The 16,884-nt window shown below is 62.5% G+C and carries 13 protein-coding genes and 2 pseudogenes; 5 read left to right on the forward strand and 10 right to left on the reverse strand.

The annotated features are described in order from the left end of the window. The 4 genes and pseudogenes from B2V21_RS20420 to B2V21_RS20435 form a co-directional block, all read right to left on the reverse strand. A pseudogene (locus B2V21_RS20420) lies at positions 1-353 on the reverse strand (MFS transporter); the annotation flags it as partial. 12 nt (positions 354-365) lie between these two features. Continuing rightward, a complete protein-coding gene (locus B2V21_RS20425; protein WP_286917869.1) occupies positions 366-1,286 on the reverse strand; it encodes an aldo/keto reductase in 921 nt (306 codons plus the stop codon). 330 nt (positions 1,287-1,616) lie between these two features. Further along, a complete protein-coding gene (locus B2V21_RS20430) occupies positions 1,617-2,555 on the reverse strand; it encodes a hypothetical protein (protein WP_286917870.1) in 939 nt (312 codons plus the stop codon). Between the two features lie 232 nt (positions 2,556-2,787). After that, complete coding sequence (locus tag B2V21_RS20435) at positions 2,788-3,117, reverse strand: hypothetical protein (RefSeq protein ID WP_286917871.1); 330 nt, start codon at positions 3,115-3,117, stop codon at positions 2,788-2,790. Positions 3,118-3,229: 112 nt separating this feature from the next. On the opposite strand from B2V21_RS20435, the gene B2V21_RS20440 reads away from it, so the two are divergent. Further along, positions 3,230-3,658, forward strand: coding sequence for a DUF4174 domain-containing protein (locus tag B2V21_RS20440; protein ID WP_286917872.1), 429 nt, complete (start codon positions 3,230-3,232; stop codon positions 3,656-3,658). A gap of 8 nt (positions 3,659-3,666) precedes the next feature. Here B2V21_RS20440 and hemB read toward each other — a convergent pair whose 3' ends face one another. Next, positions 3,667-4,641, reverse strand: a complete 975-nt coding sequence (gene hemB / locus B2V21_RS20445) for a porphobilinogen synthase (protein ID WP_286917873.1) — start codon at positions 4,639-4,641, stop codon at positions 3,667-3,669. A 250-nt stretch (positions 4,642-4,891) separates the two neighbouring features. Here hemB and tkt point away from each other — a divergent pair, with 250 nt between their 5' ends. Together tkt and B2V21_RS20455 are read left to right on the forward strand one after the other, a co-directional pair. Further along, positions 4,892-6,961, forward strand: a complete 2,070-nt coding sequence (gene tkt, locus B2V21_RS20450; protein WP_286917874.1) for a transketolase — start codon at positions 4,892-4,894, stop codon at positions 6,959-6,961. Positions 6,962-7,322: 361 nt separating this feature from the next. Beyond that, complete coding sequence (locus B2V21_RS20455) at positions 7,323-8,114, forward strand: TSUP family transporter (protein WP_090362161.1); 792 nt, start codon at positions 7,323-7,325, stop codon at positions 8,112-8,114. On the opposite strand, the gene nudC is transcribed toward B2V21_RS20455, so the two are convergent. From nudC to gnd, 5 genes are read right to left on the reverse strand one after another with little or no spacing between them, the layout of a single operon-like run. After that, positions 8,082-8,912, reverse strand: coding sequence for an NAD(+) diphosphatase (gene nudC, locus B2V21_RS20460; RefSeq protein ID WP_286917875.1), 831 nt, complete (start codon positions 8,910-8,912; stop codon positions 8,082-8,084). The genes B2V21_RS20455 and nudC overlap by 33 nt on opposite strands. 33 nt (positions 8,913-8,945) lie before the next feature. Then, on the reverse strand, positions 8,946-10,760 hold the full coding sequence (locus B2V21_RS20465; protein WP_286917876.1) for a glycoside hydrolase family 15 protein: 1,815 nt from the start codon (positions 10,758-10,760) through the stop codon (positions 8,946-8,948). A gap of 56 nt (positions 10,761-10,816) precedes the next feature. Further along, positions 10,817-11,644 carry a Cof-type HAD-IIB family hydrolase gene (locus B2V21_RS20470; RefSeq protein ID WP_286917877.1) on the reverse strand — a complete coding sequence of 276 codons (828 nt, stop codon included), beginning with the start codon at positions 11,642-11,644 and terminating at the stop codon, positions 10,817-10,819. Next, the gene (zwf, locus tag B2V21_RS20475; RefSeq protein ID WP_049860159.1) at positions 11,641-13,149 is read right to left on the reverse strand and encodes a glucose-6-phosphate dehydrogenase; all 1,509 of its coding nucleotides are present in this window, start codon (positions 13,147-13,149) and stop codon (positions 11,641-11,643) included. Before zwf ends, B2V21_RS20470 begins: the two co-directional genes overlap by 4 nt. Beyond that, positions 13,146-14,123 (reverse strand): phosphogluconate dehydrogenase (NAD(+)-dependent, decarboxylating), encoded by a 978-nt coding sequence (gnd, locus tag B2V21_RS20480; RefSeq protein WP_049860158.1) that lies wholly within the window; start codon positions 14,121-14,123, stop codon positions 13,146-13,148. The genes zwf and gnd overlap by 4 nt, the downstream gene beginning before the upstream one ends. 639 nt (positions 14,124-14,762) lie before the next feature. On the opposite strand from gnd, the gene glgA reads away from it, so the two are divergent. After that, complete coding sequence (gene glgA, locus B2V21_RS20485; RefSeq protein ID WP_286917878.1) at positions 14,763-16,325, forward strand: glycogen synthase GlgA; 1,563 nt, start codon at positions 14,763-14,765, stop codon at positions 16,323-16,325. A 68-nt stretch (positions 16,326-16,393) separates the two neighbouring features. Beyond that, a pseudogene (locus B2V21_RS20490) lies at positions 16,394-16,884 on the forward strand (malto-oligosyltrehalose trehalohydrolase); the annotation flags it as partial.

Consider the following 16,884-nt stretch of genomic DNA (forward strand, 5'->3'; position numbering starts at 1 on the left):
TAGAACACCCGCGCCAGCCAGATGCCCTGTTCCGCAGCGCCAAACGCAACGGCGAAGAGCAACAGATTGCCGCAGAAAAAGCCGTAGACCCAGTCGATATAGTGAAGCCTGGCCACCCTGGAGTTGAGCCAGCCAAACAGCGGCACGGCCACCAACATGGCGATGAAGGTGGCCGTGAACAGCCATTGCAGGTTTTCCACACCGCCCTGAATGCCCATCGACTCGCGGATCGGTCGCAGCATGAAATAGCCGCAGAACAGGCAGAAGAACAACGCGAACCCGGCCAACGCGGCCTGCCCCTCGCCAGGACGGGCATTGATCACCTGCGTGAAGCGCGCAGCGATGGGGGTCATGGAAGACGCACCTCAGGCAAACTCGGTGGCAATGCGCTTGAGTTGCTCGGCATTGGGCAAACGACCCTGGCCGGCGAGCAGGTTGTCGAGCACATAACGGGGTTGCGACGTGGCGGGAATGACGGCGGTCACCGCAGGATTGGCCAGGACGAACTTGAGCATCAACTGCGCCCAGGAACTGGCATCCAGCTCGGCGCTGGCCCATTCAGGTACCGCACGACCCTTGACCTTGGCGAACAGGCGGCCGGCTTCGAACGTCCGATTGATCAGGGTGGCGATACCCTTGTCGGCGCAATACGGCAGCAGCTTGCGCTCGGCGTTGCGCGCGCCGATCGAGTAGTTGATCTGCACGAAGTCGACGGGCTCCTGCTTCAGCACGGCCAACAGCTCATCGTGGGCTGACTCCACGTAGTGCGTCACGCCAATGTAGCGGATGCGGCCCTGGGCCTTGAGTTCGCGCAGCAGCGCCAACTGCGTGCGGGTGTCCTGCAGGTTGTGGACCTGAATCAGATCAATCCTGTCGGTGCGCAGCGCCTTGAAGCTGGCCTCGATCTGACGCATGCCGGCCTCACGACCAGTGGACGAGACCTTGGTCGCCAGAAACACCTTGTCGCGTGCGGCGGCTTGAGCCACCAGCTCGCCGCTGACCCGCTCCGCCCGGCCGTAGCTGGGCGCCGTATCGATGACCTTGGCGCCACCCGCTACGAACGCCGCCAGCACCTCGCGCAGAGGGGCCATGTCCGCCGACTCCGGGTCCACGTTGAATGTCTGGGACGTACCCAGTCCGATCACGGGAAGCCACTCACCGGTCGCCGGTATCTTGCGTTGCAGCAGCGGCTGCGCCGCGAACGCCAGGCGCGACATCAGCGGGCCACAACTGGCCAGGGCGCCGAGCGCGGCGGTGTATTGAACGAACTGACGGCGGGTCGGCATGGCGCTGCTCCTTGAGATCTTTCACGCGGAATGTGGGGAGACTTCCTACAGAGGGGTGGAACTGAGTATGGCGAAGTACCGGTCACAAGGGGCGCCGATGTCTGCTGATGAAACATGAAGATAAAAATTAGCCACTCACCGCATTTCGCCTGGCACAAACACAAAGCCCCCGGGCAATGAAATTGCGCCAGGGGCGTTGTGCGGAATATCGACCCGGTCAAGCGGCCGATACGGCGGGACTCAATGCATGAACAGCGCGATCAGGATGATGATCGGGATAGGCACACCGAGAAAGAACAAGAGAATCGAGCGCATGGTAGTACTCCTTGATCAGCGAATCGAAGTGGGTGTGTGGGTGCGGGTACGGTCGCGTTCATGCCAGACCACGGCATCGCGGCTGCGGCCACCGAAGGTTGCTGCGAAGCTGGCGAAGAACGCGCCGCAGAGCAAGGCAACGAAGGTCCACAGTGCAGTGGCGGCAGCGACTTTCTTGGCGATGTCGGCGGCCTGGCGGGCAGCCAGTTCAGCGTCTTGCACCGATTTCAGCGCTTGACCGTAGACCTGATCGACACGCTGCTCGGCCTGGGCTTGAGTCAGGTTGGTGCGCTGGCTGACCAGCTGCGCCAGGTAGGCACGGTCTTCGACGGCGAGCTGTCCATCGTTGCTCACGGTACGGGCAAAGATGCGGGTCACCACGGCGTGTGCCGCGTCATCGCTGACCGCGACGGGACGGTTGTCGCGAAACAGCATGTCGACGAAGTAACCATAGGGGTCACTCGCGCTATCGCTGTTGGAGCTCGCGGCTGCGACGGATGCGCCACCGGCGACCCTGGCAGTGGCCTGCACACCGCTGCCGATCGCACTGCCCACCGAACCCAACACCAGCATGGCGGTGACCAACGAAGCAACGGCCCAGGCCAGGAAGCCATGGGCTGTGTCGCGGAAGTACACTTCATCGCCATGCATATTGGCCCACTTGACCCGCAACCGGCCGGCCAGATAGCCGCCCATGCCCGATGCGGCGATTTGCGTGAAGGTCAGCCACAGGACGGTCGAGACACCAAGGGTCGTGGCGCTCACGCCTTTGTCAGCCCACGGCGATACGGCCGAGAAACCCAGGCCGAAGCCTAGTACGACGAGAATCATGGAAAGTGCGGAGGCAGCAGCGGCGCCGGCGAAGATCGCGGCCCAGGAGACTCCCGAGTGATTGGAGCTGTCCGCGGAGGCGGATAGCGCGGCAGGAGGAAGGTGTTCGGCAGGGCTCATCATTGTTGTCGTGCTCCTAGCAGGTTGAACCTGTGTGATCGCTCACGTACGGTTTGCCAGGGATACCAGTGCACACACCATGCCAGCCGATTATTAATAGATACCTATATAAGTCAGCTAGTTATAAGACAAAGCTAGAAGCAGCTTCAGGCAGAATGCCCGAACCGAAGCTGATCGACCGGGCTTTTTGCATTATTTTGAAACGTAAAAGAGATTGACTATTAGACTGCAAAGCTCACGGCGCAGTGGTGTTCTTGTGCTCCGCCGGATAGAACTCCCCTTCCATGTTCTGTTTTTCCAAGGACGCACGGAGCAAGGCTTCGGCTGCACCCACCTCGGCATCATCGTCAACGTTGGCGACCACCAGCCATAGACGCTGCAGATTCTGTTCGTGAGTCCCTTCACTGAGCATGTCGTGGCTGACGGTAGGTCGTCCGCGCCAGAAGCATTTGCTATCGACCTCGCTTTCCACGTCATAGGTGCACTTCGGCCCTGCCAGCCAGATTTCGCTGACGGTGCGCAGATTGGCTCGTTCGATGTCTTGTTGCTGAATTCGGAGTGTCATTGTGAAGACCTATTGCGAAGGAGCGGTAGGGCTTTGAACCCCAGGCGCATCGCCAAGTTCTACCGGGAGTGACACTATTATGTACAGGCTTGAACCCATCGGGAGATCGAACATGAAAGCGACGATTGCAGCGCTTGCACTGGGCCTTGGACTGGCTTCGGCCGAAGCCAGCGACGCCAATCCGCTGGTAGCCGAACGTTGGCAGAGCCGCCCTTTGATCGTGATCGTCCCCAACGCCCAGGACGCGACACTGGTGGAGCTGCGGGAAGCCTTGGGCAAGCCAGCCGCCCGTGAAGGGTTCGTCGAACGGGAGATGGTGCTCTACGAGATCGTCGCGGGTGCCGCCAGCCGCAATGGCCAGCCGCTGAGCGGTTCAGCCAGTGCAGCACTGTTGCAGGCTGTCGGGCATCGGGGCGATGCCGGGGCGCGGGTGATACTGGTGGGCAAGGACGGTGGGATCAAGGTCGACCGGCCAGGGCCGGTCGATCCCGAGTCGCTGTTCACTACCATCGATCGCATGCCGATGCGCCAGGGGCAGTGAACCGAGCCTTAGATGCCTTCGCGGGCAATGTCCATGGCAAAGTAGGTGAAGATCAGATCCGCGCCCGCGCGCTTGATGGCGCCCAGGCTCTCGCGCACGATACGCTGCTCGTCCACTGCCCCGGCCTGGCCGGCGAACTTGATCATGGCGTATTCGCCGCTGACCTGATACGCCGCGAGAGGCAGGCGCGAGGCTTCGCGGATGTCGCGAATGATGTCCAGGTAGGCCCCGGCCGGTTTGACCATCAGCGCATCGGCGCCTTCCTGCTCGTCGAGCAACGACTCACGCACCGCTTCGCGGCGGTTCATCGGGTTCATCTGGTAAGTCTTGCGGTCACCCTTTAGCGCCGTACCACCGGCTTCGCGGAAGGGCCCGTAGAACGACGACGCGAACTTGGTCGAGTAGGCCATGATCGACGTATCGAAGAAGCCGGCTTCGTCCAGCGCACCGCGAATCGCCTGCACCTGACCGTCCATGGCCGCCGATGGCGAGATGAAGTCGGCACCTGCCCGTGCGGCGACCACGGCCTGCTTGCCGAGATTGATCAAGGTGGCATCGTTGTCGACATGATCACCGTGCAGGACACCGCAGTGCCCGTGGGAGGTGTACTCGCAGAAACAGGTGTCGGCCATCACCACCATTTCCGGGACGGTGTCCTTGCAGATGCGCGCGATACGCGACACCAGGCCGTTTTCGTTCCAGGTGTCACTGCCGTCGGCGTCCAGATGGTGAGACACGCCAAAGGTCATCACCGACTTGATACCGGCACGCGCGTAGCGCTCGATTTCGCCGGCAAGCTTCGATTCGGGAATCCGCATGACTCCCGGCATGCTGCTGATGGGAACGAAGTCGTCGATTTCTTCTTCGACGAAAATCGGCAGTACCAGGTCGCCTAGGTTGAATTCGGCTTCCTGGAACAGATCGCGGAAAGAAGCGTTGCGGCGCAGGCGGCGGGGCCTGGCGGAAGGAAACTGGCTGGGCATCATGGATTCCACTGGTAAGGGCATACGGCATCGAACGGTCAAGCTTAGGCCGGGACGCAGGCATGGGGCAAACCGGATTTCGATAAAGCTGCGTTGCATGCCCGGTAACAATTTGCGTGGAACGGCTGGCGTGACAGCGCCGAGAACGCACCGGTTGCTTGCAACGCAACTTACCCGGCTGCCGGAGGGTCAACCCTGACGACATCTTCACCGCGATTTCCTCGCGAACTCAATGTGGGATCGAATCGACATGCCTAATCAAGTTCCAACTTCAGCCCCCTCCGCCGCCAACGATCAACTGTGCATCAACACCCTGCGCACCCTGGCGATGGACGCGGTACAGAAAGCCAATTCCGGTCACCCCGGCACACCTATGGCCTTGGCCCCAGTCGGCTACACCCTGTGGAGCCGCTTCCTGCGCTACCACCCCGAGCATCCCGACTGGCCCAACCGCGACCGCTTCGTGCTCTCCGCCGGCCATGCCTCCATGCTGCTCTATGGCCTGCTGCATCTGGCCGGTGTCGAGGAAATCGACGCAGACGGCACCAAGACCGGCCAACCGGCCATCAGCCTCGAGGACATCAAGCAATTCCGCCAGATGGACTCGAAAACCCCGGGGCACCCGGAATACCGTTACACCACCGGCGTGGAGACCACGACGGGTCCGCTCGGGCAAGGGTGCGCCAACAGCGTGGGCATGGCCATGGCTCAGCGCTGGCTCGGCTCGCGCTTCAACCGGGACGATCTGAAGCTGTTCGACTACAACGTCTACGTGATCTGCGGCGATGGCGACATGATGGAAGGCGTCAGCAGTGAAGCCGCGTCGATGGCCGGCCACCTGAAGCTATCGAACCTGTGCTGGATCTACGACAACAACACGATCAGCATCGAAGGCCACACCGAGCTGGCCTTCAGCGAAGATGTGATGACTCGTTTCAAGGGCTACGGCTGGAACACGCTGCACGTCAGCGATGCCAACGATACAGAGGCGCTGGCCAAGGCATTCGAGCAGTTCAGTCAGACGCACGATGCGCCGACCTTGATCATGGTCGACAGCGTCATTGGCTACGGCGCACCGAACAAACAGAACACGGCGGCCGCCCACGGTGAAGCCTTGGGCGACGATGAGATCAAGCTCGCCAAGAAAGCCTACGGTTGGGATGAGAACAGCAGTTTCTCGGTGCCTGAGCAGGCCGCCCACCATCTGCGCGACACGCTGCTGAACAATCATGGCGAACGCTATGAGCAATGGGAGCAGCAGCTGCAGACCCTGAGCGAGCGGGAACCGGAGCTGGCCGAGCAACTGCGACGCATGCGGGCCGGCGAAATGCCAGAAGGCTGGGAAGCGGAACTGGAAGCCTTCGATACCGACGCCAAAGGCCTGGCCACGCGCGCTGCCGGGGGGAAGGTGCTGAATGCGTTTGCCAGGAAGATCCCCTGGTTGCTGGGGGGATCGGCCGACCTGTCGCCTTCGACCAAGACCAACCTGACCTTTGACGGAGCCGGCAGTTTCTCGGCCACGGAGCCCGGTGGTCGCAATCTGCACTTCGGCATCCGTGAGCACGCCATGGGCGCCATCGCCAACGGCTTGGCGCTGTGCTACATCCGACCCTACACCTCGACCTTCCTGGTATTCAGCGATTACATGAAACCGCCGATTCGCCTGGCGGCGATCATGGAGTTGCCGGTGGTGTTCGTGTTCACCCACGACTCGATCGGCGTGGGCGAGGATGGGCCGACCCACCAGCCTATCGAGCATCTGACCCAACTGCGGGCCACGCCGGGGCTGCTGACGTTGCGTCCGGGTGATGCCAACGAAACGACCCAGGCGTGGAAGATTGCCTTGGCACAGACCGATCGGCCTTCGTGCATCGTGCTGTCGCGCCAGCCCATGGCGACGTTGGATCGTGAGCGCTTCGCCAGTGCCGAAGGCGTGGCTCGTGGCGGCTATGTCCTGGCCGACAGCGACAACCCGCAAGTGATCCTGATTGCCACTGGCAGCGAGGTGGGCTTGGCGGTTGAAGCTTATGAACAGTTGCAGGCACAGGGCATTGCGGCGCGGGTCGTGAGCCTGCCGTGCTGGGAGTTGTTCGAGGAGCAGGACGCCGGATACCGTGAGCACGTGCTGCCAGCGGCAGTCACCGCCCGCGTGGCCATCGAACAGGCTGGGCCACTGGGCTGGGATCGGTATGTCGGCGCGACGGGCGCGAAAGTGGTCATGAACAGCTTCGGCGCCTCCGCACCGATCGACAAGTTGCAGGCCAAGTTCGGGTTTACCGTGGACAACGTAGTGAAGTTAGCCAAGGAGCAGATCGGCTGATTGCGCGAATGTTGTAGGGGTACGCGGTGCGGCTGGACGAACGCGGTGCTGCCGGACGCGGCTTGCGCCGCTGCTACAGGGGTACGCGGTGCTTGTAGCAGCGGCGCGAGCCGCGTCGGCGGTGGATGCGGTGTGTCTGGATGAACGCGGTGTGGCCGGACGCGGCTTTTTGCGGCGCCCCCCGGGGGGGGGGGGGCTTTTTGTTNNGAGCCGCGTCGGCGGTGTACGGGGTGTGTCTGGATGAACACGGTGCCGTCAGACGCGTTACATACGAATACGGTTTGCGGTGGCGCATGCGATGGCTAAAATGGCGGCTTTCGCATGCGCCTTTCGCATGCACCCTGCCGTGAAGCCCGATGACATGCCCTTCGACCTTCTTTCCAGCCTCAGCGTTACGCCGAGCGTTCTGCTCATTCTCGTGTTGGTGGCGTTCATCGCCGGTTTCATCGACGCCATCGCCGGCGGCGGTGGCCTGCTCACTACCCCTGCCCTGCTCACCGCCGGCCTGCCGCCTCATCTGGTGCTGGGCACCAACAAACTGAGCTCGACCTTCGGTTCGGCCACGGCCGGCTATACGTTCTATCGCCGCAAGTTGTTTCATCCCGGTCAATGGAAGAACGCCCTGCTGGGCACCTTGCTGGGTGCCTTCCTGGGCGCGGGGGCCGCGCATTACATGCCCGCCGAATGGTTGAACAAGATGCTGCCGGTGATCGTCTTCGCCTGCGGCCTGTACCTGCTGTTCGGGGGTACACCCAAAGCCCCACTGGACAGCGACGCGCCGATCAAGCGCAAATGGCAACTGCCCCAAGGCCTGACCCTGGGCTTCTATGATGGTGTGGCAGGCCCCGGCACCGGAGCGTTCTGGACCGTCAGCACGCTGCTGCTGTATCCACTGGACCTGGTTCGCGCCAGCGGCGTGGCGCGCAGCATGAACTTCGTCAGCAATATCGCGGCACTCACGGTGTTCATCGCCAGTGGCCAGGTCGACTGGCTGATCGGTTTGAGCATGGGCCTGGCGGTGATGGTCGGCGCCTTCTTCGGCGCACGCACCGCGATTGGCGGCGGCGCCAAATTCATTCGCCCGGTGTTCATCACCATCGTCCTGGCGCTGACCGTACGCCTAGCCTGGCAGCACTGGTTCGGGCAGGCCTGAGCGGCGCGCTACATAGAGGTCGATGAGGTGCCGGGCAATCGATCGCCCAGCCGGCAGGGCTGGCAACGCGTCGATGTGAAACCACTGCGCGTCCTCGATCTCGTCCAACTGCGGAACGATCTCGCCGGCCGCATATTCGGCGTGAAAGCCCAGCATCATCGAATGGGGAAACGGCCAGCACTGGCTGCCGATGTACTGAATGTTGCGAACCGTGACCTGCACTTCCTCCATCACCTCGCGGCGCAGGCAGTCCTCGGCCGACTCGCCCGGCTCGGCAAAACCTGCCAAGGTGCTGTAGACACCCGGAACGAATCGCGGCGAACGCGCCAGCAGTATCTCGTCGCCACGGGTGACCAGCACGATCATGCTCGGCGAGATCCGCGGGTAGCTGCGCAGCTCGCAGCGTGCACAATGCATCGCCCGCTCGCCCTGGACCTGCTGCATGGGCCCGCCGCAACTGCCACAGAACCGATGCTCACGCGCCCAGGTGCCGATCTGCGCGGCGTAGCCGAGCATGCGATAAACCTGAAAATCACCTTCGAGCATGAACTGACGCAAGCCTTGCCAATGGCAGTCATCCGGCGTGTCCGGGCTGCGCAGTTCGAGCAGGTAGACCGGCTGGCCATCGAAATGGCCGATCCCGTGTTCGGCCAGGATTTCCAGGGGTTGCTGCTTCAGCCATTGGCGCTCGAACAGCACGCCTTGGGCAGCGCAGAGAAACCCCTGGCTGCTACGGGCGACCGCCAGGCCGCCAGGTAGCGCGGTATCGAGTACCGCTGTGGTCCAGCGTTCACTCATCGAATCCAATCCTCGTTTGCCACCGTCGCCCGATCATTCCACACATACGCCGGCTGTCGCGGCTGCGCGAGCCTGGGCCGGGTTCTGCGCGCGGTACAGGTTGAGCGCGGTGTTGATGATGCCCAGCTGGCTGAACGCCTGGGGAAAATTGCCCAACATGCGCCCCGCCTTGGGGTCGTACTGCTCGGCCAACAGGCCGACATCGTTGCACAGACCGGCCAGACGCTCGAACAGACGCTGGGCGTCAGTCATACGGCCTTGCAGCACATAGACATCGGCGAGCCAGAAAGAGCACACCAGAAAAGTGCCCTCGCCCGGGTCCAGGCCATCGACGCCATGGGCCGTGTCGTAACGCAGCAGCAGACCGTCGCGCATCAACGTGCTCTCGATGCGGGCCACGGTCGCCACCACACGTGGGTCGTCTGGCGGCAGGAACCCGGTCAAGGCGATCTGCAGCAGGCTGGCGTCGGTATGGGTCGAGCCATAGGCCTGGACGAAATGGCCGTGTTCGGTATCGATGCCCCGACTGCACACCTGAGCATGGATCCGATCGGCGACGGCGCGATAGTGCTGGGCTTGCGCGCGGCCCTCTTCGGTCGGCTCGGCAAGGGTCGCTGCGCGGTCGAACGCCACCCAGGCCATGACCTTGGAATGGGTGAAATGCTGGGGTTCGCCGCGGATCTCCCAGATACCTTCGTCGGGTTGTTCCCAGATGCTTTCCAGGTACGGCAGGATCACCCGAAAGATCGCGGCACCGCGGGGATGACGGGGCAGACCGGCGCGAATGGCCTGGCTCATGGCGTCGGCGACTTCGCCGTACACATCCAGCTGGCGCTGGGTCGCCGCGCCGTTGCCGATGCGAACCGGCGCCGAACCCTCGTAGCCGGTCAGCCACGGCAAGGTCTGCTCGGGCAATCGGCGCTCACCGGCCAGGCCGTACATGATCTGCATCTGCTCGGGGTTACCGGCGACCGAGCGCATCAGCCACTTGCGCCACGCGGCCGCCTCTTCGTAGTAGCTCAGGTTCATGAACGCCAGCAGGGTCATGGTCGCATCGCGCAGCCAGCAGTAGCGGTAGTCCCAGTTGCGCTCACCGCCCAGTTGTTCGGGCAGCGAGGTGGTCACGGCAGCAACGATGCCGCCGGTGGGGGCATAGGTCATGGCCTTGAGGGTCAGCAGCGAGCGTTTCACCAAGGGCGTCCAGCCGCCGACGTCCGGGCAACGCTGGGCGAACTCGCGCCAATAGCGTTCCGTTTCAACCAGGGACAGTTCAGCCTCCACCGCCGGTTGCACGGGCAGATGCGAGGGTTGAAAACTCAAGCGATAGCATAACTGCTCGCCGGCTTCGACCTTGAACCGGCTACCAGTGCGGTGGTCCACGGCGTGCAGATCGGAGGCGCTGCGCAGCACCAGCATGTCGGGGCCGGCGACTGCCGTTAGCGTTCGGGGCTGAGCCTGCTCGACCCATGGCACACTGCTGCCATAGTCGAAGCGCATGACCAGTTCCATATCGAACTCGACCTGTCCGCTCAGGCCGACCACCGTGCGCACCACGCAGTCCTGCTCGCCGACCGGCATCCAGTCGACGAGCATCGCGCTGCCCTGCTCGGTATGAAACACCGTCTCCAGAATCATCGTGCTGTCGCGGTAGCGTCGCTCGGTGCCGGTCAACGGCTGACTGGGACAGATACGCCAGCGGCCGTTGTCGCTGCTGCCCAGCAAGGCGGAGAAACAGGCGGGGGAATCGAATCGGGGAAAGCACAACCAGTCCAGCGAACCGGAACGGTCGACCAAGGCAGCGGTACGGCAATTGCCCAACAGGGCGTAGTCTTCGATCAGCGCCGGCATGGAACCCTCATGACCACTGGCGCGGACCGGGAACGGTGCCGCGCCTGGAATCTATATCAACGTTGCGCGCGCGGCAGGATCAGTTGGTGGATGGCCTGCGCCACGCCATCCTCGGCATTGCTGGCAGTGACCGCATCGGCCTGCTCGCGCACGACCTGCTCGCCCTGGCCCATGGCCACGGAAAATCCGGCACGCTTGAACATGGCCACGTCGTTGCCGCCGTCGCCCAGCACGGCCGTGTTGGCCAGTTCGATGCCCAGACGCTCGGCCAATGTGGCCAAGGCTTCGCCCTTGTTGGCCAGCACCGCCGTAATGTCCAGGTAGTACCGCTGCGAGCGCGCCGCGATGGCCTTGCCGTGCAACGGCGCCTGCAACTGCTGTTCAAGGTCGACCAACAGCTGGAAGTTGCCGGAGGTGGCGACCATCTTGTGCACGCGGTCCAGATACGGCGTGAAGTCTTCGACGATCAGCGGCTCGTAGCCCAGCGCGTGCAGTTCCTTGGGGAAATACTCGGCCTGGCGATCCCGCGCCAGCCACTGGTCGTCGGCGAACACCCAAACGTCCAGAGCGTGTTCGGCGAACAGCGCCAGGCAGATGTCCACGGCTTCGCGGTCGACCCAGTGGGACTGCAGCTCGCTGCCATCGGCACTGATCAGCACGCCGCCGTTGAACGCAGCGGTCGGCAAGTCGATGCCCAAGGCCTCGATCTGCTGACGCATGGCCCGCGGCGGACGGCTGCTGGCCAGGGTGAACTTCACCCCGGCCGCGCGCAGCTGCGCCACGGCCTCGATCACCGCAGGGCTCAAGCTGTGATCGGGCATCAGCAGGGTGCCGTCCATGTCGCTGAGGACCAGCTGGATGAGGTGATTCGACGAGGCACTCATCCCAGACGATGCCAGTGGTGGCCGTCGCGGGCCAGCAGCTCGTCGGCCGCCTCCGGACCGTCCTCGCCCGCTGCGTAGGTGGCGATGCTGCCACCCTCGCGCCAGGCATCGAGGAACGGCTGCACTGCGCGCCAGCCGTTCTCGATGTTGTCGGCCCGCTGGAACAGGGTCTGGTCGCCGATCAGGCAGTCGTAGATCAAGGTTTCATAGCCGGTGGACGGCTGCATCTGGAAGAAGTCCTTGTAGGCGAAGCCCAGCTTGACGTTCTCCAGTTCCATGGCCGGTCCCGGACGCTTGGCCTGCAGGTCGAACCACATGCCCTCGTCGGGCTGGATCTGGATCTTCAGGTAGTTGGACTTGAGCCGGTCCACTTCGGTGTCACGGAACTGCGCGTAGGGCGCCGGTTTGAAACAGATGGCGATCTCGGTATCGCGCACGCTCATGCGCTTGCCGGTGCGCAGGTAGAACGGCACACCCACCCAGCGCCAGTTGTCGACCATGACCTTGAGCGCCACGTAGGTTTCAGTGGTGCTCTGGGGATCGACCTTGGGCTCTTCGCGGTAACCGGGTTTGTCGCCCTGTCCCGCCGTATACTGGCCACGCACCGAGTTCTTCAAGGCATCGGCCTTGGACCAGGGCCGGATGGCACCGATGACCTTGGCCTTCTCGCCGCGAACCGCATCGGCGCCGAAGGCCGCTGGCGGTTCCATGGCAATCATGGCCAGCAGCTGGAACAGGTGGTTGGGCACCATGTCACGCAGGGCGCCGGTCTGGTCGTAGAAGTTGCCACGGGTCTCGACCCCGACCGTTTCGGCCGCGGTGATCTGCACGTGGTCGATGTAGTGGTTGTTCCAGAACGCTTCGAAGATACCGTTGGAAAAGCGACTGACCAGAATGTTCTGGACGGTTTCCTTACCCAGGTAATGATCGATGCGGTAGATCTGCTTCTCGCTCATGACGCTCAACAGACACGCATTGAGCGCTTCGGCGGAAGCCAGGTCGTGACCGAAGGGTTTCTCTATCACGACGCGGCGAAAGGCGTCGGGCTGCTCCTTGAGCAACCCGCTGCTGCCCAGTCGCTGCGCCACTTCACTGAAGAAGCGCGGCGAGGTGGCCAGGTAGAACATGGCATTGCCGGTGCCATTGACTTCGATGCGCTCGGCAATGGCCTGGTAGGTGGCCTCGTCGAGGAAGTCACCGGAAATATAGCTGATGCGCTTGCGCAACTTGGCCCAGAGCGCCGGATCGAGCACTTTGTCCGGCTCGTCGACGCCCTTGGCCCGCGCCTGTTCGATGATGAACGCTTCGAGCTTCGCGGCGAAATCCGCATCGCTCACCTCGTTATGGTCGACCCCGACGATGTGCAGGCCGTTGTCCAGCAGTCCGTCCCGGCTCAGGTTGTACAAGGCCGGCATCAGCAAGCGTTTGACAAGGTCGCCATGGGCGCCGAACAGAAACAGGGTTGACGGTGGAGCGGCATCTACTTTCGAGGTCGCTCTACTCATTTGGGAACCTCGACATGGCCACCGAAGCCGAAACGCATCGCCGAGAGGATCTTGTCACCGTAAGTGGCGTCCTGGCGCGAGCGGAAGCGAGCGAACAAGGCGCTGGAGAGCACCGGTACCGGTACCGCCTGCTCGACCGCTGCGTCGATGGTCCAGCGACCTTCGCCACTGTCGGATACCACGCCGGAGTACTGGGTCAGCTGCTGGTCGCTCGCCAGAGCATCGGCAGTCAGGTCCAGCAGCCAGGACGAAACCACGCTGCCACGACGCCAGACTTCGGCAATGTCGGCCAGGTTCAGGTCGAAGCGCTGGTCTTCAGGCAGCTCGCTGCTGGATTTGGTCTTGAGGATGTCGAAGCCCTCGGCGAAGGCCTGCATCATGCCGTACTCGATGCCGTTGTGGATCATCTTGACGAAGTGACCCGAGCCAGCGGGGCCTGCATGGATGTAACCACGCTCGGCACGGTCATCCGGGCTGTTGCGGTCGCGAGTGCGAGGAATGTCGCCCATGCCGGGTGCCAGGCAGTCGAACAGCGGGTCGAGGCGTTCGAAGATTTCCGGCTCGCCGCCGATCATCATGCAGTAACCACGGTCCAGGCCCCAGACGCCGCCGGAGGTGCCGACGTCGACGTAGTGCAACTGGCGCGCCTTGAGATCGCGTGCACGGCGGATGTCGTCCTTGTAGAAGGTGTTGCCGCCGTCGATGATCACATCGTCCGGCTCCAGCAGGTCAGCGAGCTGGGCGATGGTGGCTTCGGTAGGAGCGCCTGCGGGCAGCATGACCCAGACCGCGCGCGGGGTGTCCATCTTGCTCACCAGATCGGCGAGATCGGCGGCACCGGTAGCGCCCTCACCGGCCAGGCCATGCACCGAATCCTGATTGCGATCGAAGACCACCGTTTGATGACCAGCGCGCATCAGCCTTCTGGCGATGTTTCCGCCCATGCGGCCCAGCCCAATGATTCCCAGTTGCATGCGAGAGCTCCACTCTATGTTGCTTGAAAAAGATATTTCTTGAACGGTGATGTCCTGGAAGCGGGTCAGGGTATTACCCGAACGAGCCTCCAAGTTAGTCCCGGACGATACCGGGAAGTTTCCGAGTATACCTTTGGTCGGTTGCGGGGCTGGCCAAAAAACTTGAATTTTTGTCGATTTCATCAAGACGCGCTTCTGGAGCGGTACACAAATCGCAATGGTTTTGTTCCAGGACCCGTGAGGGTTCGCCAACAGGCTCGAGCAAGGGCCGCGAAGCCGCCAAAACGCCCACCGCACAAGGCCTGTAGGACGAGTGTGCCAATAATAATCGCCCGTCAGTCGCGCGCCCGGCCCAAAAAAATGGCGGATCTCCTACACTCAGGTCACAGGCGATCTATCGCTTGGAAATCCGATGCAAAAAACTCGAAACTTTTTGCAAATCAGACAGGTCAGGATAGGAAGCAGGTTATTTGATGTTTCTTGTCCGCCAAACCTGCTATCCCGTGAATCATTGCAGCCTGCGGCAGGAACGCTGTTGTCTGCAGCGCCTGTGCGTGTGTCAGCGGGAAGCGCTAATCGATCAGCGCTTTTTCAGAGTCAGGATCTGCCATACAAGTACGTAATGCACGGGAGAGAACAATGATCAGTGCCGCTGTCGAAAACCACGGAGAGCGTTTCAACAGGCAAGCGGCGGAACCCGCCCACTTGCAGGTTCCTACGCCTACCAGCAAAGCACTGCAGACGCCGTCCAGCGTCCACAAGCAAAAAGTTCTTTTCGTGACATCGGAGATCGCCGACCTGGTCAAGACCGGCGGCCTGGGTGACGTGTCGGCTGCGCTGCCACGTGCCATGAGCCAGGTTCACGACGTTCGTGTGCTGATTCCCGGCTACCCGCAAGTGCTCAACAGTGACAATCCGATTCATGTGGTTGGCGAATTGAGCGGCCATGCCGCCCTGCCGCCCTGCAAGATCGGTCGTATGGATATGCCCGACGGGCTCGTTATCTACGTGCTGCTGTGCCCTGAGCTGTACGAGCGGGACGGCACCCCTTATGGCGCCAACAACGGTCGCGACTGGCCGGACAACCATATTCGCTTCGCCCGCCTGGGCCTGGCTGCTGCCGATATCGCAGCCGGTCAGGGCATGGTCCACTGGAAGCCCGATCTGGTTCATGCCCATGACTGGCCCGCAGGTCTGGCGCCTGCCTACATGCATTGGCGCGGGCTGAGCACACCGACGTTGTTCACCATCCACAACCTGGCCTATCAGGGCGTGTTCAGCCGTGCCTGCTGCCCTGAATTGGGCGTGCCCAGCCATGCGATGCAGCAGGACGGCATGGAATTCTTCGGCAAGCTGTCGTTCCTCAAAGCCGGCATGGCCTATTCGAACCACATCACCACGGTGAGCGCGACCTACGCCGAAGAGATCACCACCCCTGAATTCGGCTGTGGCCTTGAAGGTTTCCTCAGCAGCAAAGCTCAGCAGGGCAAGCTCAGCGGTATTCCCAACGGCATCGACGCCAGCTGGGAATCGGCGACCGACCCGCACCTGGTGTGCCCGTTCAGCTTGAACGACTGGGAAGGCAAGGCGGTCAATGCCGCCCACGTGCGCGAGCTGTTCGAGATCGACGATTCGGACGGCCCATTGTTTGCCGTGGTGTCCCGCCTGGTTTACCAGAAGGGCCTGGACCTGACTGAAGGCGTTACCCAGTTCATCGTCGAGAACGGCGGCCAGGTGGTCATCATCGGCCGCGGCGAGCCTGAAGAAGAGCAAGCCATGCGTGAACTGGCCCTGCGTTTCCCGGGTCGCGTCGGCGTGCGCATCGGCTTCAACGAAACCGATGCCCGCCGCATGTTCGCCGGCAGCGATTTCCTGCTCATGCCTTCGCGCTATGAACCCTGTGGTCTGAGCCAGATGTATGCCCAGCGCTTCGGTTCCTTGCCGGTGGCGCGCAACACGGGCGGTCTGGCCGACACCATCGAAGACGGCGTGACGGGCTTCCTGTTCGGCGAATCGACCATCGAAAGCTACCAGGCCGCATTGGCCCGCGCCTTCTATGTGTTCGACAAGCCTGAACTGCTGAATGCCATGCGCTGCCGCGCCATGACCCAGCCGTTCAACTGGAGCAAAGCGGTCGAACCCTACGCCGACCTGTACAAGACCCTGGTGCAAGGCAGCAAGCGTTCCGCGGCTCATCGGTAACGGCAGTCACTCAATCACGGCAACTTATCAATAACGGCAACTGATCAATGACGGAAGAGGTTTCATCGATGCCTTCACGGAAAACTGAAACCTGGTCCCACGGTGCGGTAATGCAGGACTCCGGACTCACTCACTTTGCACTGTGGGCTCCGGATGCTTTCTCGGTTGGATTGCAGATCGCTGATGATGAATCCTTGCCCATGGTCGCGCGCAGCGACGGGTGGTTCACCCTGGAGCACAAGTGCCCGGCGGGTACTACCTACCGCTTCGATATCGATGGCGAGGTCGCCGTGCCGGATCCGGCGTCCCGCGCCCAGCAGGACGATGTGCACTCCCCCAGCGTCGTGGTCGACCCGTTGGCCTATGAGTGGCAGAACAGCAACTGGCTGGGTCGTCCCTGGTCTCAGGCAGTCATTTACGAGCTGCACGTCGGTGCCTTGGGTGGCTACGCCGGTGTCGAGGCTCACCTGGCTCGCCTCGCCGCGCTGGGTGTCACTGCCATCGAACTGATGCCGATTGCCGAATTTCCCGGCACGCGCAACTGGGGCTACGACGGCGT

Origin of the sequence: Pseudomonas sp. UBA6276 (assembly GCF_002438365.1) — a bacterium.
GTDB lineage: Bacteria > Pseudomonadota > Gammaproteobacteria > Pseudomonadales > Pseudomonadaceae > Aquipseudomonas > Aquipseudomonas coleopterorum.